Source organism: Butyrivibrio sp. NATIVEDY162 (assembly GCF_045999815.1).
Lineage (GTDB): Bacteria > Bacillota > Clostridia > Lachnospirales > Lachnospiraceae > Butyrivibrio.
The window spans coordinates 931,961-955,000 of sequence record NZ_CP172573.1; the positions used below are offsets into that span (position 1 = coordinate 931,961).

Annotated in this window: 14 protein-coding genes, 1 tRNA gene and 1 rRNA gene (1 of these 16 running past the window's edge); 3 read left to right on the forward strand and 13 right to left on the reverse strand. The window is 43.3% G+C overall.

Annotation, left to right across the window (positions count from 1 at the left end):
• Positions 1 to 52 precede the first annotated feature (52 nt).
• From ACHCNF_RS03790 to ACHCNF_RS03800, 3 genes are all read right to left on the reverse strand, one after another.
• Positions 53 to 3,928: a phosphoribosylformylglycinamidine synthase gene (locus tag ACHCNF_RS03790; protein WP_408071471.1), complete on the reverse strand. Its 3,876-nt coding sequence runs from the start codon at positions 3,926 to 3,928 to the stop codon at positions 53 to 55.
• Between the two features lie 74 nt (positions 3,929 to 4,002).
• Positions 4,003 to 4,587, reverse strand: a complete 585-nt coding sequence (locus ACHCNF_RS03795) for a TetR/AcrR family transcriptional regulator (protein ID WP_408071472.1) — start codon at positions 4,585 to 4,587, stop codon at positions 4,003 to 4,005.
• 51 nt (positions 4,588 to 4,638) lie between these two features.
• Positions 4,639 to 5,106 carry a hypothetical protein gene (locus ACHCNF_RS03800; RefSeq protein ID WP_408071473.1) on the reverse strand — a complete coding sequence of 156 codons (468 nt, stop codon included), beginning with the start codon at positions 5,104 to 5,106 and terminating at the stop codon, positions 4,639 to 4,641.
• A gap of 183 nt (positions 5,107 to 5,289) precedes the next feature.
• Here ACHCNF_RS03800 and ACHCNF_RS03805 point away from each other — a divergent pair, with 183 nt between their 5' ends.
• The gene (locus tag ACHCNF_RS03805) at positions 5,290 to 5,847 is read left to right on the forward strand and encodes a VanZ family protein (RefSeq protein WP_408071474.1); all 558 of its coding nucleotides are present in this window, start codon (positions 5,290 to 5,292) and stop codon (positions 5,845 to 5,847) included.
• Positions 5,848 to 5,852: 5 nt separating this feature from the next.
• On the opposite strand, the gene ACHCNF_RS03810 is transcribed toward ACHCNF_RS03805, so the two are convergent.
• On the reverse strand, positions 5,853 to 7,502 hold the full coding sequence (locus tag ACHCNF_RS03810; protein WP_408071475.1) for an alpha-amylase family glycosyl hydrolase: 1,650 nt from the start codon (positions 7,500 to 7,502) through the stop codon (positions 5,853 to 5,855).
• Between the two features lie 220 nt (positions 7,503 to 7,722).
• Between ACHCNF_RS03810 and ACHCNF_RS03815 the strand changes: the two genes are divergently transcribed.
• Positions 7,723 to 7,794: transfer RNA gene (locus ACHCNF_RS03815), tRNA-Trp, on the forward strand.
• Positions 7,795 to 7,969: 175 nt separating this feature from the next.
• Positions 7,970 to 8,998: a 3-deoxy-7-phosphoheptulonate synthase gene (locus ACHCNF_RS03820; protein WP_408071476.1), complete on the forward strand. Its 1,029-nt coding sequence runs from the start codon at positions 7,970 to 7,972 to the stop codon at positions 8,996 to 8,998.
• 101 nt (positions 8,999 to 9,099) lie between these two features.
• Here ACHCNF_RS03820 and ACHCNF_RS03825 read toward each other — a convergent pair whose 3' ends face one another.
• The 9 genes from ACHCNF_RS03825 to ACHCNF_RS03865 all read right to left on the reverse strand — a co-directional run.
• Positions 9,100 to 9,987, reverse strand: coding sequence for a tyrosine-type recombinase/integrase (locus ACHCNF_RS03825; protein WP_408071477.1), 888 nt, complete (start codon positions 9,985 to 9,987; stop codon positions 9,100 to 9,102).
• Positions 9,980 to 11,272, reverse strand: coding sequence for a diaminopimelate decarboxylase (locus ACHCNF_RS03830; RefSeq protein ID WP_408072187.1), 1,293 nt, complete (start codon positions 11,270 to 11,272; stop codon positions 9,980 to 9,982). Before ACHCNF_RS03830 ends, ACHCNF_RS03825 begins: the two co-directional genes overlap by 8 nt.
• Before the next feature lie 124 nt (positions 11,273 to 11,396).
• Positions 11,397 to 12,071: a uracil-DNA glycosylase gene (locus ACHCNF_RS03835; protein WP_408071478.1), complete on the reverse strand. Its 675-nt coding sequence runs from the start codon at positions 12,069 to 12,071 to the stop codon at positions 11,397 to 11,399.
• Between the two features lie 40 nt (positions 12,072 to 12,111).
• Positions 12,112 to 12,870 (reverse strand): imidazole glycerol phosphate synthase subunit HisF, encoded by a 759-nt coding sequence (gene hisF, locus ACHCNF_RS03840; RefSeq protein ID WP_408071479.1) that lies wholly within the window; start codon positions 12,868 to 12,870, stop codon positions 12,112 to 12,114.
• 33 nt (positions 12,871 to 12,903) lie between these two features.
• A complete protein-coding gene (hisH, locus tag ACHCNF_RS03845) occupies positions 12,904 to 13,509 on the reverse strand; it encodes an imidazole glycerol phosphate synthase subunit HisH (protein WP_408071480.1) in 606 nt (201 codons plus the stop codon).
• Positions 13,510 to 13,524: 15 nt separating this feature from the next.
• The gene (locus ACHCNF_RS03850; protein WP_408071481.1) at positions 13,525 to 17,679 is read right to left on the reverse strand and encodes a midas domain-containing protein; all 4,155 of its coding nucleotides are present in this window, start codon (positions 17,677 to 17,679) and stop codon (positions 13,525 to 13,527) included.
• A gap of 110 nt (positions 17,680 to 17,789) precedes the next feature.
• The gene (locus ACHCNF_RS03855) at positions 17,790 to 18,698 is read right to left on the reverse strand and encodes a chemotaxis protein (protein ID WP_408071482.1); all 909 of its coding nucleotides are present in this window, start codon (positions 18,696 to 18,698) and stop codon (positions 17,790 to 17,792) included.
• A gap of 321 nt (positions 18,699 to 19,019) precedes the next feature.
• Entirely contained in the window at positions 19,020 to 20,495 is a 1,476-nt protein-coding gene (locus ACHCNF_RS03860; protein WP_408071483.1) for a GNAT family N-acetyltransferase, read from the reverse strand.
• 174 nt (positions 20,496 to 20,669) lie between these two features.
• Positions 20,670 to 23,040 (reverse strand): 23S ribosomal RNA (locus ACHCNF_RS03865) (it continues 488 nt past the right edge of the window).

Consider the following 23,040-nt stretch of genomic DNA (forward strand, 5'->3'; position numbering starts at 1 on the left):
TACGGATTTCTTCGCGCTTTGCGCTCTCGAGCTTGCGCTTGCAAATAGCTTATCACTCAAAGTACTTAACACCACTCTCAAATATCTTCATGTCCTGCTCGCCAAAGATATTCATTGCAACTCCTGTGCCGCGTCTCTCTGAATGGCACATCTTGCCAAGGCATCTTCCGTCAGGTGATGTGATACCTTCGACTGCCATATAGGAGCCGTTGATGTTCCAGAGATTATCAAGATGTACCTGTCCATCAGGATCACAGTACTGTGTTGCAATCTGTCCATTCTCGAAGAGCTTTTTGAGTACATCTGTAGGTGCTACGAAGCGTCCTTCACCGTGAGACGCCGGATTAACATATACTCCTCCAAGCTCAGCGCCCTGCATCCAGGGTGACTTGTTACTTACAACCTTAAGGTATGCCATTGTTGAAATATGACGTCCTATAGTGTTGAAAGTAAGAGTCGGGCTCTCAGGATTCTGACCTGTAATCTGTCCGTTAGGAACAAGGCCAAGCTTGATCATAGCCTGGAAACCGTTACAGATACCAAGTGCAAGACCATCTCTGTTCTGGAGAAGATCATTTACTGCTTCCTTGATGCTCTCGTTCTGGAATGCCGTAGCAAAGAACTTAGCACTTCCATCAGGCTCATCACCTGCTGAGAAACCGCCGGGGAACATGATGATCTGTGCCTTTTCAATTGCCTTTTTGAACTCAGCTACAGATTCAACAATGTCATTAGCATTTCTGTTTCTGAAGATTTTTACTATAGTGTCAGCGCCAGCTCTCTCAAATGCCTGAGCTGAATCGTACTCACAGTTACTTCCCGGGAATACAGGAATGAAAACTGTAGGCTTAGCAGTCTTGTTTTTGCATACATATATATCAGAAGCTTTGTATTCCTTGGTTAAAGCGCCATCCTCGAAGATGCTCTTCTTATCAGCGCTCTCTGTATCCTCTTCTGAAACAGGTGCTACTGAAGGGAATACCTTTTCAAGCTTATTCTTCCAATTTGCAAGTGCCTCGGCTTCATCTATTACCACATCACCGATGGTGAATTTACCATCATCTGTTACAAGACCAATCTCTCTTGCCTCTCTGAGAGCAAGTACATCTCCTGCCTTATCTGCAGGAACCTCTAAGAGAATGTTGCCTGTTCTGTTTGTGAAAAGGTCCTCATTTTTCACACAGCCTGCAATCTTAACACCAAAGCCGTTACCAAATGCCATGCGGCTGATTGCTGCTGCAACACCGTAAGCGTCAATAGCATAAGCAGCCTTAACATAGCCCTTCTGCATAAGGTCATGGATCTCATCGTAACGAGCCATTACCTTCTCATAATCAGGAAGATCATACTCATCTCTGTCGATTGGAAGCTCTATCAGGTAATCGCCTGCTGCCTTAAGCTCAGGTGTGATAACGTCACTCTGCTTAGCCACATCTACAGCAAAGGATACAAGTGTAGGCGGAACATTGATCTCACCTGATGCTCTCTTCTCATCACCTTCGTAGAAGAATGAGCCTGACATAGAATCCTTACCACCGATTGAAGCTATTCCAAATCTGAGCTGTGCCTCAAAAGATCCAAGAAGTGCTGTAAGCGGCTGACTCCATCTGGTCTTATCAGCTGTCATTCTCTGGAAGTACTCCTGGAATGTAAGATGCAGCTTTTTGTAATCACCACCGGTTGCAACAATTCTTGCAACAGATTCTGTTACGGCATAAGCTGCGCCGTGATAAGGGCTCCATGAAGAGAGGTAAGGATCAAAGCCGTAAGCCATCATTGTTACGGTATCTGTTTTTCCTCCTAAAACAGGGAGCTTGGCAACCATTGACTGAGTCTCTGTAAGCTGATATTTTCCACCGTAAGGCATGGTTACTGTGCCTGCACCGATAGAGGAATCGAACATCTCAACAAGGCCTTTCTGTGAACATACGTTGAGGTCTTCCATCTCACTAAGCCATGCACTCTTAACATCATTATTCTCAAAAGCTTTTGCAACAGCTTCGCTTGCATATTTATTAAAGTAGTTATCTTCCTTCTTAGGAATCTGAACCTCTACTTCTGTTTCCTGATGAGCTCCGTTTGTATCAAGGAAAGAGCGCTTGATATCAACTATCTTTTTGCCTCTCCACTTAAGAACAAGGCGGGGATCCTCTGTAACTACCGCTACCTTAACAGCTTCAAGGTTCTCCTCTGCAGCATACTCAAGGAACTTATCAACCTGAGAAGGATCAACGACAACTGCCATTCTCTCCTGTGACTCGGAAATAGCAAGCTCTGTTCCATCAAGACCTGCATACTTCTTCGGAACCTTATCAAGATCTACATCTAGACCGTCTGCAAGCTCGCCGATTGCAACAGATACACCGCCTGCACCAAAGTCATTACATTTTTTAATAAGTTCAGATACTTCAGGTCTTCTGAAAAGTCTCTGCAATTTACGCTCAGTAGGAGCATTACCCTTCTGTACCTCAGCTCCGCAGGTAAGGATTGAATCTGCAGTATGTGCCTTGGATGAGCCTGTTGCACCGCCGCAGCCGTCACGTCCTGTTCTTCCGCCGAGAAGTACGATTATATCTCCCGGATCAGAGCTTTCTCTTATTACATGCTCCTGAGGAGCAGCACCCATAACTGCGCCGATTTCCATGCGCTTTGCAGCATAATCAGGGTGATATATTTCCTTTACATAGCCTGTTGCAAGACCAATCTGGTTACCATAGCTTGAATATCCTGAAGCAGCACCTCTTACAAGTTTTTTCTGAGGAAGCTTACCTTTTAATGTATCAGCAACAGGAACTGTCGGATCAGCTGCGCCTGTTACACGCATAGCCTGATATACATAACCTCTTCCTGAAAGGGGATCTCTGATAGCACCGCCAAGACAGGTTGCAGCACCACCGAAGGGCTCAATCTCTGTAGGATGGTTATGTGTCTCATTTTTGAAAAATACAAGCCAGTTCTCTTTTACAGGGCCATTGCCATAGTCAACATCAACAGGAACAACAACAGTACATGCATTATTCTCTTCAGACTCTTCCATGTCTGTGAGCTTACCGTCTTTCTTAAGTTTCTTCATTCCCATAAGGGCAATGTCCATAAGTGAGATGAACTTTTCCTGTCTCTTTGCGGGATCAGCATAAACTTCTTCTCTTGCACTTAAATATTTATCATAGGAGGCCTTGATAGGATCAGCATAAAAGCCTTCACCAAAGCTTACATTTTTGAGTTCTGTTCCGAAAGTTGTGTGGCGGCAATGATCTGACCAGTATGTATCAAGAACGCGGATTTCTGTCATTGAAGGATCACGTTTTTCATCATCATGGAAATACTGCTGTATCCACTTAAAGTCATTAAATGTCATTGCAAGACCAAAGGACTTATAGAGCTCAAGGAGTTCATCCTCAGCCATGTCCTTAAATCCGTCCAGGACTTTTACATCTGCGGGCTCATCAAAATTGTCAACAAGAGTTGCCGGCTTATCTTCGTCTGCAATCCTGGAATCAACAGGGTTCATTACATACTCTTCTATTTCTGTAAGTTCCTTGTCTGTTATATCGCCTATGAGCATATATGTTACAGCTGTGCGGATAACAGGCTCTTCATCACCTCTTATAAATCTGACGCACTGAACTGCAGAATCAGCTCTCTGGTCAAACTGTCCGGGCAGCGCCTCAACACTAAATACCTTTGCTCCTTCAGGTACCTCTATATTTTCATGATAAAGAATATCAACAGGTGGCTCTGAAAAAACAGTTGTGCAGGCTTTCTCAAAAACCTCGTCGGAAACATTTTCCACATCGTAACGGATAAATTCTCTTACCTTAGATACACTTTTAATACCGAGGTAACTCTTAATCTCCTTGCGTAATTCCCTGGCTTTACCTGCATAAGGTGCCTTTTTTTCAACATAGACTCGTCTGACGTTGCTCATAAATCTCCTCCTAAATAATGTTTCTATCTGCATGTTTTCATGCAAAATAAAATCAGTGTTGCGAAAAACACTGATTAATTATCTGCGGGCAATAACCCCTCTAAAATATATAACAATTCGCGGTCAACCGCGGCCTCGCTAATACCAATAGTTTTAGCGGATACTTTAAGACCCTCAACCACATACATGAGGTTGCGGGCACATCCATACGGATCGGCACAAATAAATTCGCCTGAACGTACACCATTTTCAATTAAAGTCTCGACAATCTGAACCCCTGCATCGAACTGCTTACGAAGAGGGTTATCCTGAATAGGCATGTCCTTATTTGCAAAATACTCATAGGAAGCGATAACAAGGCTGTTCTTCTTGCGAAGGATTTCCTTTTTCTGTTCTTTCAGGAAAAGAGCCAGCATATCGCCGGCTGTAGCATCATTACCAAGAGCAGCAATAACATCATCGTCTTCTTCAGTCTCATCAGACAGTACGGCAATGAAGATTTCTTCAACAGAAGAAAAATAGAGATAAAGCCCCCCACGACTGATGTCACAGGCTTCTACGACATCCTTCATGGTGACATTTTTATATCCCTTTTCTGCAAAAACCTCGCGGGCTTTTTCCAGAATGTATTTTCTTTTCTGAGCAGACTTCTCACTCATTTAAAAAAACTCCTGCAGAAAAAATTCATCAACCCGGAGAAATACTCCGAATCAATACGACGTTGTGCCCCAGAAATGAATCAGATCATCCATCTTGTAAATAAGCTGATAAAGTACTCCGGTAAATACACCCTCAGCCCAGACAGTTCCTTTCGTCTGACCTTCAAGAATGTATTTGGAAAGAATTCCCGCAAGATCGTCCATCTGCATTATCTCTGCATCCTTGATAAATTCAAGCTCATCCTTGTAATTCGCGATGTGATTCCTTGTGTAAACATACGTATAATTCCGGTTCATCATCCCTGTCTGCTGAGCCTGCTTTACGAAACCAAGTAATGTAGAATCGTAAACAGGAAATGGCATTGAATTGGATAATTCACTGTTGGAATAGCTTTCTGCAACCTGTTGCTTGGTATGTTCCTTAAGCCAAGGAATATAAGTTGCCAGAGATGCCACATCATCTTTATATCGGGAAATAATATCCTCTATACTGTTCTCGCCGTCTTTTCCTTCAAACATATGACTGCCCCCTCGCATTCATTAAAACGACTTGTCAACTCAGAACCTGTGCATGGTTCCGAAGAGTTATCTTTATCTCAATGAATTATAACATAAGAAAAAAAAATGTATAGATGGCAATTTGTTCAATTAATGTTTTTGCGTTATACTTGTTGCTAATAAATTTGCATATATGGAGACAATATGAAATACTTTCTTCTTTATATAAAACAGACTTTGAGATTTGTACTTAAGCCCATGTCCTTTATTCCGGCCATTGTCATGATGCTGCTTATTTTCAATTTTTCCGGTCAGGACGGTGACACCAGCTCTGAGCTGAGTTATCGCGTGGGTGTTGAAGTTCTTACCGTGACAAATGATGTCCTCGATAAGGGCTGGACTTCAGCGCACATTTCAGAACTCAGCGAGTTTTATCAGTTTTATATAAGAAAAATTGCACACTTTACGGAATATCTGCTGCTTGCGATAAGTGTGGCTTTTCCGTTATATGTTTACGGGCTTCGCGGATTTCCGCTGGTTCTTGTTGCAGGTTTTATCTGTGTCGGATACGCCTGTCTTGATGAATACCACCAGTCCTTCATATCAGGACGATCACCGCAAAAAAGGGATGTCCTCATCGACAGCTGCGGCGTTCTTACAGGAATAGTCATAACAAGAATAATCGGCTGGACGGGAAGGATGACTATCTTCAGACCTCTTGCATATAAACCCAAAAAGAAAAAAGGCAGTCGCAATAATTAATGTATCTATTTTTTATCGCTTGTAAGAACAGCTATACCAAAGGCAGGTAGGGTAAGCTTATCTCCATTCAAAGCTGCCTCTTCTTCACCTGTTGTAAGGGATGCTGCTAATTTCTTAAATTCTTTAGCCCCTTCATCCTTACTAAGATCGATGGTAACAGGTTCATCACCGTTATTTAATGCAACAAGTACCTTTGCGTTCTTAACTTTGCCGGTTCTGTCTGTATTTTCATTAAGCTTTTCTTCTGCATCTTTGATCCAGACTACATTCCTCTCTCCTGTGAGATTATCAAGTATCTTGCATTTTCCATGTGAGATAGCAGGAAACTGATTCCTAATCTTAATTGCCTTCTTATAATAATTGTAAATTGACTGCGGATCTGCTTTTTGTTCCTCATAAGTTCCATAGGACATTTTAAGCTCATCCATGCCTTCAGGTCCCTTGGTCATTCCTTTGGAGCCCTCTGCATCCCATTGCATTGGTGCGCGCTTGTTCTCATCCTTCCCTGATCCCTTCATTCCCAGCTCTTCTCCATAATATATGAAGGCGTTGCCGCTCATAAGAAGATTAAGGGCTCCTGATAGCTTTATGCTGTCTCTCGCCTTTTTTCCTGTGTAGTAGCCGGCGCTTCTTGCCATATCATGGTTAGTATAAAATGGTGCATTTACATAGTTTTTATTATATGAAGAAAAAAGCTCGTCCTCTTCAATCTGTTTCTGAACATATTTATCAGGAGAAGCCTTGCCCTTGGCACACTTGGCAATTATTCCTTCGCTACCGGAAAAATCAAAATCAAAAAGTGAATCTATTCCGCTGGCATAATATTTCGAATAGCTCTCAGAGGAGGTCCAGGCTTCACCTACAATATAAGCATCCGGATTCATGTCCTTAACGGCCTTTACAAAGGTTTCAAGTTCCCTGGTGCTCTCCCCTATATTTTCACTGGTATAGTAGGTAACAGCATCCATTCTAAATCCATCGCATCCAAGATCGAGCCAGAATTTCGCCATGTCTGCGAATTCTTTTTGTACCTTCTCGTTATCAAGATTCAGATCAGGCATTTCTGACCAGAACTGACACTCATAATACCAGTCGGTGCCTGCTACCTGCTCATATCCCTTCTGAGGCTCTTTGGTAAAATTGTAATAGTCAAAATACGGACACTCATCAGCTTTTGGCTCCGCTCCCTCAGGAAGCTTTTGCAGATAACCCACTGCCTCTTTAAACCATGGATGCTGTGAGGAAGAGTGGTTCATGACTGTGTCGTTTATAACACGTATCCCTCTCTTATGCGCTTCTTCAATCAGTTTCTTATAATCTTCTACTGTCCCATATTCCGGATCTACATCACAGTAATCCGTAACATCATATTTGTGATAGGTCGGTGAAGGGCATATCGGCATCAGCCATATCTGTGTGCAGCCAAGATCATCATCAGTCTGTGGATTGCCATCATTTATGTAATCAAGCTTATCAATAACTCCCTGAAGATCTCCTATTCCGTCGCCATTACTGTCATAAAAAGAGCGCACAAAAATTTCATAGGTCGTTCGATAGGCGTCATCTATAGTTTCATTTTCAGTCTTACTGCATCCGGTAAGGATCTGGCATACTACCATCCCTGCCATAATTCCTGCCACTAATTTCTTTTTCATACTTCCTCCAAATTCAGCGTAACGATCTGATATTAGTATTTTTCTCTTTTACCCAAATATTCTAGTACATCGCCAGATAAATAACCAGTACATCATCTGCTCATTATCTGCTTACAAAAATGACTTACAAAAAATGTCTGCTTTTTCTAAAAAAAACTGTTTACATTGTATTTTCCCTATGCTATAATTTCTTTCGTTGGCGACACAGAGCGTCAAGGATAGGGGAATCATACAATGGCTAGTATTGCGGTCTCCAAAACCGTTCATGCGGGTTCGAATCCTGCTTCCCCTGCTAGTGAAACCGTTCACAGATTTGTGAGCGGTTTTTTTGTATCATATTATATATCATCAAGAAACATCTTAATTTTTATGCGTTTACTTTCGGACTTTAAAGTGATATAGTGGTAAACGGAGTGTTTTTTCGGTATTATTACATACTATAAGATTATTTTGGAGGTATTGTTATTATGTCTTTTCAATATATACAGCAGCTCCCCTCTCCTGAGGAAATTCGCGACGAGTTCCCTATGAAGAAGGAGCTTACAGAGCTTAAGAAAAAGCGCGATGCTGAAATAGCTGATGTTCTCACAGGAGCAAGCGATAAGTTCATGGTGATTGTTGGCCCCTGCTCAGCTGATAATGAGGACGCTGTTTGCGACTACGTATCAAGACTGGCTAAGGTTAATGATAAGGTTAAGGATAAGCTTATCATTGTTCCAAGAGTTTATACAAATAAGCCCCGTACAACAGGCGAAGGCTATAAGGGTATCACTTCCCAGCCGGATCCCGAAGGAAAAACAGATTTCCGTGCAGGTCTTATCGCCATGCGTCATATGCAGATTCGTGCTATTGAGGAGTCAGGCTTAACCGCAGCTGATGAGATGCTTTATCCCGAAAACTGGGGATATGTAGAAGATATATTGTCATATGTGGCTATCGGTGCACGCTCAGTTGAGGACCAGGAGCACCGCATGGTTGCCAGCGGATTTGGTGTTCCCGCCGGCATGAAGAATCCTACAAGCGGAACCTTGAGCGTTATGCTGAATTCCGTTTATGCTTCTCAGCTTCCTCATTCATTTGTATACAGAGGATATGAGGTGAAGACCAACGGTAACCCTCTCTCTCATTGTGTTCTTCGCGGTTCTCAGAACAAGCATGGTCAGTCACAACCAAATTACCACTACGAGGATTTAAGTCTTCTTGCTTATCTGTACTCTGAGCGTGATATCAAGAACCCTGCTGCCATCATTGATGCCAACCACAACAACTCAGGTAAAAAGTATAAGGAGCAGATCCGTATAGTAAAAGAAGTGCTCCACTCAAGAAGCCAGAATACAAATATTCGTGATCTTGTAAAAGGTGTAATGATTGAAAGTTACATCGAGGAAGGCTGCCAGAAGATCGGCGAAGGCATCTATGGTAAATCCATTACGGATCCTTGCCTTGGCTGGGCAGACACAGAAAGACTTCTGCTTGATATTGCAGATCTTGTATAAAAAAGAATTTTGCTTGCAATATTCCCGCTCGCGGGTGATATTGCGAAGCAATCAAAAACTCCGGACATTACTCAAAGAGTCTTGCCCGGAGATTTTTAATTTTAATGAGTTCTGTCATATACGTCTCGTAAATAATCACGATTTTCACGTGCATATCTGACTGTTGAAACAGGGCTGACATGCCCCATCATCAGCTGAACAGCTTCTATATCTGCTCCCCTTTCAACGAGATGAGCCGCGAAGCTGTGGCGCAGCGCCTCAGGTGTTATAGGTACTCTTATATCAGCTCGTCCTGCATAATTCTTCACAAGCTTCCATACCCCCTGCCTGCTCATGGGCTCACCCTGATAATTTATGAAAAGAAGTTCCTCATCTGTGCTTTTAATAAGATGTCTTCTTCCATCCTGAAGATATCTCTGTATAACCTCTTTAGTTCTCTTGTCAAAAGGAATTACCCTGTCCTTTTTTTCATTCCTGCATTCTATATTTCCAAGCTGCATGTCGATATCTGATACCTTAACAGCCACCAGCTCAGAAACCTTTATACCGGTAGCATACATAAGTTCCAGCATCGCTGAATCGCGCTGTCCCTTAGCTGTCCTGGTATCAGGCATATTCATCAGATCCTCAATCTGTTTTCTGGTAAGTACATTTACCTTTGGAAGCTCCACCTTAGGCGCCACCAGATTCTCAGAGGCATCCAAGTTTACATATTTTTCCTTCACAAGGTGCTTAAAAAGTGCCTTAATTGAAACAATGTTCCTGGCTATAGTAGCAGGCGAGTAGCCTTTTTCGGACAGCCTTGTCAGGTGATCCTTTAAAACTTTTTCCGTTACCCGGGACACCTCAGTAATGTTTTGCTCGTCTAAATATTCCTGCAGTTTATTCAGGTCACACTGGTATGATTTTGTTGTGTTCTTGCTCATGTGACCTGATAATTTGCACTCAGTAATAAAGTCCTGAATAATGTCCATCTCTAGTTTACTCAAATTCCTTCATTATTTTGTCTAACTCTGAAAACACAGGCAGGCAGTCAAGAGTTGCAAAATAGTCTCTTGGAGTCTGTGCTCTTCTTATCTGCTCTACGCTTCCATCCTCCTTCAAAAGGAGCTCAGCGCACCACAGCTTACCGTTGTAATTATATCCCATCGCAAATCCGTGTGCACCTGCATCATGAATGAAAAGATAATCTCCCATATCAATCTTGGGAAGCTTTCTGTCTATTGCAAATTTATCGTTGTTTTCGCAAAGTGAACCCGTAACATCATATGTATGATCTAAAGGCTCATTCTCTTTTCCCAAAACAGTTATGTGATGATACGAACCGTACATGGCAGGTCTCATAAGGTTAACAGCACATGCATCTACGCCTATGTACTCCTTGTAAATATGCTTTTCATGAATAGCCTTTGTAACAAGCGCGCCGTAAGGTCCAAGCATAAATCTGCCCATCTCTGTATAAATGGCTACATCACCCATTCCAGCAGGAGTAAGGATTTTTTCATATTCTCTGCGTACTCCCTCACCGATAGCTGCAATATCATTGCCCTCCTTGTCAGGCTCATAAGGTATTCCAACACCTCCTGAAAGGTTAATAAAGGCGATGTCAGCTCCTGTCTCCTTTTCAAGTTCTACCGCAAGCTCAAAAAGCTGTGCCGCAAGTGTGGGATAATACTCATTGGTAACAGTGTTACTTGCAAGAAATGCATGTATTCCAAAATGCTTTACTCCCTTGCCCTTAAGTATCCTAAAGCTCTCAAAGAGCTGATCCTTGGTCATACCGTACTTGGAATCTCCGGGATTATCCATGATTCCGTTACTCATGGTGAAAACTCCGCCCGGATTATATCTGCAGCTTATGGTCTCAGGAAGTCTGCCTCCAAGTGCCTCCTCTGCAAATTCTATATGTGTGATGTCATCGAAGTTGATTATTCCACCAATCTTGTCAGCATAAACAAATTCATCAGCCGGAGTATCATTTGATGAAAACATGATTTTTTCACCCGAAGCTCCGATAGATTTACTAAGCATAAGTTCTGTTATTGAAGAGCAGTCAAAACCACAACCTTCATTCTGCAGCAGCTTCATTATCATGGGATTCGGTGTGGCTTTTACTGCAAAATACTCTCTAAATCCCGCATTCCATGCGAAAGCCTTTTTTACTGCTCTTGCATTTTCCACAATTCCTTTTTCGTCATATAAATAGAACGGTGTTGGGTATTTTTTTGCTATATCTTCTACCATTTGCTTAGTTACGAATGCTTTCTTCATAATATTCCTCATGCTCTCCTGTTCTCTATGATGTATCTGCCCGGATGTTTTGTCCGGAAATAATTGTCACTTTACTACGTTATCACGAAAAAGTGTTTGTGTCCAATGTTATTTAAAAAAATGCTTCTTAAATATTCTCAATCTGCCAATCTATCGGCTCCATTCCGTTAGCAATAAGAAACTCATTGCACTTTGAAAAGTGTTTGCACCCAAAAAATCCCCTGTATGCAGAAAGCGGACTTGGATGAGGTGCGGTAAGTATCAGGTGCTTGGGATTATTCAGCATGGACATCTTAGTCTGTGCAGGTTTTCCCCACAGCATGAACACCATAGGTCTGTCCTGTTCATTTAATGCTCTTATGATGGCATCGGTGAAATTCTCCCACCCTTTTCCTTTGTGAGAATTAGCAGCATGCGCTCTAACAGTAAGTACAGTGTTTAGAAGCAGAACTCCCTGATCAGCCCATTTTTTCAGATATCCGTTATTTGGTACGTAGCAGCCAAGATCATCCTTAAGCTCAGCATAGATATTGACCAGTGACGGCGGTGCCTCCTGTCCGGGCAAAACTGAAAATGACAGTCCATGGGCCTGCCCCGGTTCATGGTAGGGATCCTGTCCCAATATCAGCACCTTTACATCACCAAGCGGTGTAAGATGCAGCGCATTAAAAATATCATCCGCAGGTGGATACACCACCCTGGAATGATATTCATCAAGTACGAATTTATAAAGCTTTTTATAGTAATCCTTTCCGAATTCTTCCTTTAAAGCCGGCAGCCAATCGTTCGAAATCATCGGCATCTTTATCACAACCTTTCAAAACGCTTTTTAAGCAATTATCTTATAATCTTACAGGTACCTGTTTGTCTCTGAGGTACTCCTTGACTTCTCTTATCTCGAGCTCCTTGTAATGGAAAAGTGATGCCGCAAGGGCCGCATCTGCGCCTCCCTTTGTAAGAGCTTCATAAAAATGCTCACAGTTTCCTGCACCACCTGAAGCTATTACAGGTATGCCTACCGCATCGCTTACTTTTTTTGTAAGCTCGATGTCGTATCCTGCCTTGGTACCATCACCATCCATGCTTGTAAGAAGGATTTCTCCGGCACCTCTTTTTTCAGCTTCAATCGCCCATTCTATAGCATCAAGTCCGGTGTCGATTCTTCCACCATTTTTATATACATTAAATCCACCATCCGGTCGTCTCTTTGCATCAATCGCAACAACAACGCACTGGGATCCGAATTTCTCAGCAGACTCTGAGATCAGTTCCGGCCTGCCTATCGCAGCGGAATTAATGGCAACCTTATCAGCACCCTCCCTAAGGACAGCTCTCATATCTTCGACAGATCTTATTCCTCCGCCAACAGTGAAGGGTATAAAAATCTGCTCCGCCACTTTTCGCACAAGATCCACCACAGTATTCCTGGCATCTGAGGTAGCAGTAATATCAAGAAAAACAAGTTCATCAGCGCCTGCCTTAGAGTAAGCCTTACCTACCTCAACAGGGTCACCTGCGTCACGAAGTTTAACAAAATTTATTCCTTTAACAACTCTGCCATCGTTCACATCCAGGCAGGGGATTATTCTTTTTGTAAGCATATTTTATCCTTTTCCTTTATACCGGTATCAAAATCAAATGCTCAAAAAATTCTTCAATATTTCCATTCCGACTTCCGCACTCTTCTCAGGATGGAACTGGCATGCAAAAACATTATCCTTCTCAACCGAAGCATCAATGGTCACACCGTACTCTGTTGTTGCCTTGACTATACTCTTATCCTCAGCATCCAGATAATACGAGTGAACAAAATATACAAAAGAATCCTCATCTATTCCTTTAAAAAGCCTTCCCTCTCCGGGATACTTCAGGCTGTTCCAGCCTATCTGCGGAACCTTTAGTGTGCCATTGTCCGGTATTCTTTTTATTTTACCACGCAAAATGCCCAGACCCGCAACACCTTCCGATTCATCACTTGAATCAAAAAGCAGCTGCAGACCCAGGCAAATTCCCATAAAAGGTGTTCCGCTCTTAGCTACATCGCGAATAACCTCTGTAAGCTTATATTCTTCGAGTTTCCTCATGGCGTCGCCAAAAGCTCCTACTCCAGGCAGGATAACATGATCTGCCTTCATGATCTCGTTAGGATCTCTGGTGACGAGAGCTTCTGTTCCCAAAAGCTTAAAAGCATTCACAACGCTTTTTATATTGCCGGCATCGTAATCAATTACAGCTAACATCAGACAACATCTCCCTTAGTTGATGTCGACCTCACTTTTATTCTCCGGCATTATTTTTTCTATAGTCCCGGTTGTCTCCATTATGCGTTTCGTGTATTCCGCTTTGCTCTCAATAGAATTGATATCCTTGATATCCTGAGCGCTTAACCCATAATCGGTGCTGAGCGTCGACTCGATATTAGAATACACGCTTTGAACTTCGGCTGCAACCTGAAACTCTTCTGCTTCTTTTATTATTGTGTCTTTTGTTTTCATGGAAATGAGCAGAATATCAAGTGCTTCATCTTCCATTTTCATGGACTTATAGTTTTTATAAGCATTAAGATAATACTGCGCACTGGTCATTACACGGGCTTTATGGTACATAAGACTCTGTTCTTCGTTGAGTGCTTTACCGTATAAAAGCTTATATGCAGTAGCGTAGTCTTCCTTCTCATATGCACTGTTAGCGCGTCCCATGATGATTTTGCCGGGCAGAAGGATTGCAGGAAGTGAGAAAAGCACTCCTATACTGAAAGCAAATAGCATTGCAATGGCAACCTTCTTCGGCGCAAGAGCCTTTTCAGGTTCGCCATCATCAGGCGCAGGCTTCTTCTCTTTCTTTGGTTTTTCCTTCTTCGGCGGCTTTGGTTTCTTTTCCTTCGGAGTTTTTTCCTTCTTCGGCGGCTTTTCCTTCTTTTTCTTCTCTTTCTTTGCCTTTTTGCCGTCCTCAGCAGAAAGTTCATCAAGGACCTTCTGGTTTTCATCCGTAAGGCTTGCAAGCTCATCCTCTTCTGATTTAGGATTCAGATCTTCATCTGTCTGAGTCAGAACCTTGAAAAGAGCTGCAAATATCAGGAATATAAATGGTGGCCTTTTCTTCTTTTTCTTTTTTCCACCCTCTTCGTCCTCAGATGGTTCCTCTCCCAATCTAAGTGCTATCTCGTCATAGTCACCGCCATTATCATTAACTTCATCAGGATCGGGTATGTCATCAGAAAGGCCTATATCATCAAGTCCTTCCTCACCCATGGATTCAAGGATATCCTCCGGAGGTGCCTCTTCCCCTCCGGCTTCTCCCTCATCGCCAAGCCCCATGTCATCAAGGCTTATTTCATCTGCACCGCCACCTTCTTTCTCATCAATGTGTGCTGTGCTCTCTACATCCTCAACATCATCGCTGGCAAGGCTGTTCATAATAGCATCAAGATCCGGCATCTCAACATCAGCAGGCTCACTTTCGCCTGCCTCTGCTTCCGAATCTGATCCGCCAAGATCCTCCAACATACTGTCGAGATCCATTTCAGAACCTATATCTTCACCTTCACCTGCTACATCATCCAGATTTTCACCGGAATCCTTTAATAAATCATCAAGCTCAGCGCTTACTGATTCAAAATCTATGTCCGAATCCTCTGCCGCCGCTTCACCTTCAGTTCCGCCCTCACTCATGGCATCAGCAAATTCAGCAAAAGCATCCGCAAGATCCTCCTCGCTGGCAGTACCTTCAGCAACTTCTGCTCCTTCAGAAGCTTCTACGCTTTCAGCAGCTTCTAGCCCTTCAGCATTTTCTGCGTCCTCAGCAACTTCTAGCCCTTCAGAAGGCTCAGTATCTAAAGCAGCTTCTAAATCGGCTGCTGCCTCTATGTCTGCAGCGCTCTCGGCATTCTCAGACTCTTCAACTGCCGCTTCAACAGCAGGCTCTCCCAAGTCTTCCAATGAAAGATCATCTATTACCAGCTCTTCTGGAGAATTCTCTTCCGTTGAAGCTTCTTCTACAGGCGCTTCATCCGTTAGTGACTCTCCGTCAGATAAATCTTCCGCCATTAGCTCTTCTATAGATGCTCCATCAGTAATCTGCTCTTGCGCAGGTGCCTCTTCTACAGATGTTTCTTCTGCAACTTGTTCTTCTACAGGTGTTTCATCTGCCATACTTTCAACCTCTGGTAAATCTTCAACTACTGGTATGTCTTCCAGCCCAGGCTCCGTTACTGCTTCTTCCGCAGGGGCCTCTGCAGTCACCATTTCCTCTGGTATAGCTTCTTCTGCCGGCGCTTCTCCTGCATCAATGCCCATCTCTGCCATCATCTTATCTATATCTTCAGTTGCCATCGCATCAGGATCAGAGATATCCTCTGCAGCAGGCATTTCCTCAGGCACTGCTTCTTCTGTAGGCAGCATTTCTTCTGGCACTGCTTCTTCTGTAGGCGCTTCTCCTGCATCAATGCCCATCTCTGCCATCATCTTATCTATATCTTCCGTTACCATCGCATCAGGATCAGAGTCACCCTCTGCAGCAGGCATCTCCTCAGGCACTGCTTCTTCTGCGGGCGCTTCTCCTGCATCAATGCCCATCTCTGCCATCATCTTATCTATATCTTCCGTTGCCATTGCATCAGGATCGGAGATATCCTCTGCAGCAGGCATCTCCTCAGGCATGGTTTCTTCTGCAATCGGCATCTCCTCAGGCATGGCCTCTTCTGTAGGCAGCATTTCTTCAGGCACTGCTTCTTCTGCGGGCGCTTCTCCTGCATCAATGCCCATCTCTGCCATCATCTTATCTATATCTTCCGTTGCCATTGCATCAGGATCGGAGATATCCTCTGCAGCAGGCATCTCCTCAGGCATGGCCTCTTCTGTGGGCAGCATTTCTTCTGGCATTGCTTCTTCTGTAGGCGCTTCTTCTGCACTAATGCCCATCTCTGCCATCATCTTATCTATATCTTCCGTTGCCATTGCATCAGGATCAGAGATATCCTCTGCAGCAGGCATCTCCTCAGGCATGGCTTCTACTGCAATCGGCATCTCCTCAGGCATAGCTTCTTCTGCGGGTGCTTCTCCTGCATCAATGCCCATCTCTGCCATCATTTTATCTATATCTTCCGTTGCCATTGCATCAGGATCAGAGTCACCCTCTGCAACAGGCATTTCCTCGGGCATGGCTTCTTCTATAGGCATCTCAATTGCAGACTCCTCCGGGGATATATCCATGTTAGCCTCTACAGGGGCAGACTCTTCCATAGCCATTCCCATATCAAGCGCTGCTGCAATATCTTCCAGTCCCTCTTCAGAAGTAATCTCAGGTGATTCCTCAGATGTTTCCTCAGTGACATTTCCGCCATCATTTACCTCTGTAACCGGCATTTCTTCTGACACTGCATTTTCCATGACCTGCTGAGCATTCTCAGGCAATATTTCAGAAATTTCTTCCACAACAGATGCTGTATCAGCAGGTAGCTCCTCAACAGCCATATCATCTGTGTCTTCGGTCATGGTGCTAAGCTCAGCCATCATTTTATCTATGTCATCTAATGACATCTCACCTGATTCTGCAGTTTCAATTGATTCTGCACTTCCATCTGATTCTGCGGTTCCATCTGAGCCTGCCGGCTCTTCTGTTTCTGATTGCGCAAAATCCGAAGGATTTTGCTCCTTACCTGCTACATCCGATATCTGTAAATCATCTACTATTTCATCCGGAGAAGGATTTTCATTTTCACTCAAGGCAGCTTTCAGCTCTTCAGAATCATCATCCATAGCATTTTCCGGATTAACCTGGCCATCCAGCATTTCATCTAGATCCAATAATTCCTCAGAAATACCACCATTCTGCTCTACGCTTTGTATCTCAAAATTATCCAAAGTATTCGCTTCTTCAGAATCAGTACTCACCATTTCAGCCTCAGAAGTCACCTGTTCCATCTCATCAAGCATTTCTTTGTCAGAGCCATTTATACTTTCATCATCAGATGGGCTATCCTCCTCAATAAAAATTTCGGGAGCAACCTCCAACAAAGATTCTTCTGCTGCACTTGGTCTCGATGTTTCAAATTCCATGGCTTCTGCTCGTGCAATTGCCTCATCAAGCGCCAATTCATCCGCATCCTTTTCATACCCCTCAGCAATGTCTTCACCAATTTTATATTTAGGCAAAGTCTTGTCAGCAGGTGCACTAATAGAATCAAGGACTCTGCTCATTCCGGAATCCATAAGTTCACCTTTATCCAATTTTCCAAGCATTTGCCCAATCTCTTTTAAATCATCGTTTTCAGAAGAGTTCTCTAATGCCTCACCCAAATCGTTTGCATACGCGAAACCAGCATTAGTACTTGTCTTGGCTATTCCGGAATTTGCCTCTCTTTTTAATGTCTGCAAAAGACCATCCAAATACTCTTCATTCTTTGAATTCATGTAACTATCTCCCCAAAAAAATTATAAAACTCCCTTTATTGTAGCAGTCATTGAAAATTGATTTTCATAACTGAAGCAACAAAGGGAGTTATCTTTTATATCATACAGCTTTATTTGGCATCGCCATCAGCATGAACAAGTTCATCAATTACAGCAACCAAATTACCGATTTCCGGCTTTGACAGCTGCCTGTCCGCTCCTAAGGACTCGCCTTTTCTTCTCATTTCTTCGTTTACCAGTGATGAGAAAATGATAAGCGGTATTTGTTTCGTTTCGTCATCGCTTTTAACAAGCTTTGTAAGTCGGTGACCATCCATGATAGGCATCTCTATATCAGTTATTATGCACTTAACCTTATCAAGCTGTCCTCTGTCCTTGCAACCTTTAACATAGTCCCAGGCAAGCTTACCATTTTCAAAGTGACGAACGTTGTCATATCCGGCCTTCTTAAGAGAGTCTACAATCAGCTTGTTAAGCAGCTGAGAATCCTCTGCCAATACTATCGGTATTTCGTTTCTCTGTCTTGTACCAATATCTGTAAGCTGAGCAACATTAAGACCTGTGTTAGGATTGATATCGGATACAATTTTCTCAAAGTCAAGAATAATAATAAGTCTCTCTTCAAGCTTGATAATACCTGTTGATATACTCTCCTCAGCCTTAGAAATAGTAGCGTTAGGTTTAATGATATCAGCCCACGAAACTCTGTGGATACCGACAACAGCATCAACATGGAATGCAATATCCAGTTTGTTAAAGTTAGTGATAATGAAAAGTCCACCCGGCTTGGATGCACCTCTCTGTAAGCAATTACGTAAATCGATTGCAGTTATCATAGTATCGCGAGGCATAAATATTCCTTCAATACTTGGATGAGCATTAGGAACAGGCGTTACTTCCTGATAAACAATGATTTCTTTGATCTTTGCAACGTTAATTCCATAGCAATGATCATCAATTCTAAACTCTAAGACTTCAAGTTCGTTAGTTCCATTTTCAAGCAAGATTTTCGATTCCATATTTTCACCTCACGCTTTGAAAAATTGATACTTGCAATCGTATATAAAACAAACTAAAAACCGATTGAATATATATTTAATATTCTAATTTAGTATAGCATATACTTTTTGAAAATAAATAGATAAAATTAAAAATACAGGCGAATTGACTGTCTTTTAAGAATCTGTTAATAAGTATTTTATACATTTCAAAATTGCTTTCGATTATATGTGCTTTTTCGTTTATAAATTTCAAATTTTATTTTGTTTATAAAAAATACCCGTATTATGGTGTATCCCCTCTCCTGAATTGGAAATCCCATAATACGGATATAAATAAGATTATATTGTTGTTTTTATAAAACCATCTGCCATTTCTGGCCATAACGATACTTCGGGATAAGTAACATCAGGCCAATACTTAACTGCAGAAAAATCCCTTATCAGCTCTTCTTTTTTCTCATCAGAAACCAAAACTTCACCCTTCTTCACAGCTTCCACTGTTTTAAACGTCTGCTCATATGTATATGGCTCACCAAATCTATGATTTGCCCAGTCCTCATCAGCAAGTCCAAGTCCATGATGTCCAAAAGAGAAAACATGCAAAGCGTGTTTAACACCGGCTTTTGTTAAAGCTTCATCATATAGCAGGCTGTTTTGCACAGGTACAAGATCATCAGTAGCTGTATGCCATAAAAATGTCGGAGGTGTGTTCTTAGTAACCTGTTTTTCCAATGAATAATATTCCAATTTGTCATTACCGGCATCCTCTCCAACTAATGCATTAAAGGAATCTCTATGAGCAAATTCGCCTGATGTTATAACCGGATAGCTAAGGACGACTGCATCCGGTCTGTTACTTATTTTATTCAAATCTGCATTTGAATCCTCTATATCTTCATAGTGAACACTAACCGATCCTGAAAGATGAGCCCCTGCGGAAAATCCGCAAATTACAAGCTTATCGGAATAAATACCATATTTATCAGCATCTTTTCTGATAAGTCGTATGGCCCTTGATACATCCTTCATGGGCTGATCCATTAATGGTTCTTTAAAAAGAATATTTGTAGTGTACGTTACTACAAATGCGTTATAACCCATTTTGTAGAATTTTTTTGCAACAATCTCACCCTCAGTAGGTGATACAACACAATAACCGCCTCCGGGAATCACAACCATACAAGGATGTCTTTGTCCGTCATTGTGAAGATAGCTAACCATATTGGGTTTAAATCCAAAAGCAAGAGGATATGAATATTCTCCCTCTTCCCATAAGTCTATTCGTTTTGTTTCAAGGCTATGATTCCCAATCAGTTTCTCCATCCAGATCATATTGTACCAATTGCCAAATTTGTATCCGCATTTATAAAATGTGCCAATCTTTCTAAATCCCAGATGTGCATGAAACATCTCACTGTTATTATCAAGATAATCATCAGCTACAACCGGGTCACCTATACATGCATATAGATTTTCTATTCCGATTTCAGCGAGTCTTTTCTCCAGTACTGCATAAAGTGCTTTCCCATAGCCTTTTTTCTTTGCACTATTGTCTATATAAATTGTCAGCTCACAGGACTTATCATAAGCTGCCCTGTCCTTGAATACTCCGGCATAAGCATAGCCATATATCACACCTTCTGATTCAAGGACCAAATATGGATATTTAGAAGTAATGCCGGTAATACGTCTTTGAAATTCCTGTTTAGTTGGAATCTCTGTTTCAAAAGTGATAGCTGTATTTAATACATAATATCCATATATATCAAGCAATCTATCCGCATCTTCAAGTTTTACATCTCTGATTTTATGCATAATATATCCCCATCCCTTATTAATTTTAAAATATTTTCTTAGTATAGCAAATATATCACTATTTACAACGAAAAAATGCAAAAAAAAAGATAGTCAAACGACTATCTTGAAGATTCATACCTTCAAAACCGAACACTGAACACATCTTGATCCGCTTTTTGTTCTATATCCATATTGGACAAGCCCTCGACCTATTAGTACACATCAGCTGAACACGTTACCGTGCTTACACCTTGTGCCTATCTACCTCATAGTCTCTAAGGGGTCTTACTGCTAAAAGCAGGGATATCTCATCTTGAGGGGGGCTTCACGCTTAGATGCCTTCAGCGTTTATCCCTTCCGGACTTGGCTACCCAGCCTTATGCATCTGGCGATGCAGCTGATACACCAGCGGTCCGTCCATCCCGGTCCTCTCGTACTAAGGACAGCTCCTCTCAGATATCCTACGCCCGCGCCGGATAGGGACCGAACTGTCTCACGACGTTCTGAACCCAGCTCGCGTACCGCTTTAATGGGCGAACAGCCCAACCCTTGGGACCTGCTACAGCCCCAGGATGCGATGAGCCGACATCGAGGTGCCAAACCACTCCGTCGATGTGAACTCTTGGGAGTGATAAGCCTGTTATCCCCAGGGTAGCTTTTATCCGTTGAGCGATGGCAATCCCACTTTCATGCCACCGGATCACTAAGTCCTACTTTCGTATCTGTTCCACCCGTCGGTGTCACAGTCAGGCTCCCTTCTGCCTTTGCACTCTTCGAATGGTTTCCGTCCATTCTGAAGGAACCTTTGAGCGCCTCCGATACCCTTTCGGAGGCGACCGCCCCAGTCAAACTCCCCGGCAGACATTGTCCCCGGACCGGTTTCACGGTCCTTGGTTAGAAACCCAGTACTATAAGGGTGGTATCCCAACAGCGACTCCGCTGCAACTGACGTCACAGCCTCTCAGTCTCCCACCTATCCTGTACATACAGTACCGAATCCCAGTATCAACCTGGAGTAAAGCTCCATGGGGTCTTTCCGTCCTGGCGCGGGTAACCAGCATCTTCACTGGTACTTCAATTTCACCGGGTGCATTGCCGAGACAGTGCTCAAATCATTACGCCTTTCGTGCGGGTCGGAACTTACCCGACAAGGAATTTCGCTACCTTAGGACCGTTATAGTTACGGCCGCCGTTTACTGGGGCTTAAATTCAAAGCTTCGCTTGCGCTAACCTCTCCTCTTAACCTTCCAGCACCGGGCAGGCGTCAGCCCATATACCTCACCTTTCGGTTTCGCATAGACCTGTGTTTTTGCTAAACAGTTGCTTGAGCCTCTTCTCTGCGGCCTGCTCTCGCAGGCTCCCCTTATCCCGAAGTTACGGGGACATTTTGCCGAGTTCCTTAACAATGCTTCTCCCGCCGGCCTTAGGATCCTCTCCTCATCCACCTGTGTCGGTTTACGGTACGGGCTGATGATACGCAATAGTGGCTTTTCTTGGCAGTACGTCCATGTGCTTCACTACTCTCAGTTCGCTCCCCCTTGCGGGACCGGGTTTTCCTTTCCCGGCTCACACTTTCGTCCTGCGTCCCCACAGTTTCTGATATCATCAGGTGCAGGAATATCAACCTGCTGTCCATCGACTACGCCTTCAGGCCTCGCCTTAGGTCCCGACTTCCCCAGGGCAGATCAGCTTTACCCTGGAATCCTTGGATATTCGGCCTGGAGGATTCTCACCTCCATCTCGCTACTCATTCCGGCATTCTCTCTTCACAGCGCTCCATCGCTCCTTTCGGTACGACTTCGACGCCCCTGTGAATGCTCCCCTACCGATCTTAAGTACCCGTAGATACTCAAGATCCCCAGGCTTCGGTGTCGTGTTTCAGCCCCGGTAATTTTCGGCGCAGGACCTCTCGGCTAGTGAGCTATTACGCACTCTTTGAATGTGTGGCTGCTTCTGAGCCAACATCCTAGCTGTCTGTGAAATCCCACATCCTTTTCCACTTAACACGCACTTTGGGACCTTAGCCGTGGATCTGGGCTCTTTCCCTTTTGACTGTCCAACTTATCTCGTACAGTCTGACTCCTGTTCTTATCCTTACTGGCATTCGGAGTTTGATAATCTTTGGTAAGCGGTGAAGCCCCCGCGGATATTCAGTGCTCTACCTCCAAAAGGAATGATACAGGGCTAGCCCTAAAGCTATTTCGGGGAGAACCAGCTATCTCCGAGTTCGATTGGAATTTCTCCCCTATCCACACGTCATCTCCACCCTTTTCAACGGATGTGAGTTCGGACCTCCACAGCCTTTTACGGCCGCTTCATCCTGCACATGGATAGATCACCCGGTTTCGGGTCTATGTTATGTGACTTTCGCACTGTTCACACTTGGTTTCCCTTCGGCTCCGGACCTTAGGCCCTTAACCTCGCCGCATAACATAACTCGCCGGACCGTTCTACAAAAAGTACGCGATCACTCTCATATGGAGCTTTCGCAGTTTGCAGGCACAGGGTTTCAGGTTCTCTTTCACTCCCCTCCCGGGGTCCTTTTCACCTTTCCCTCACGGTA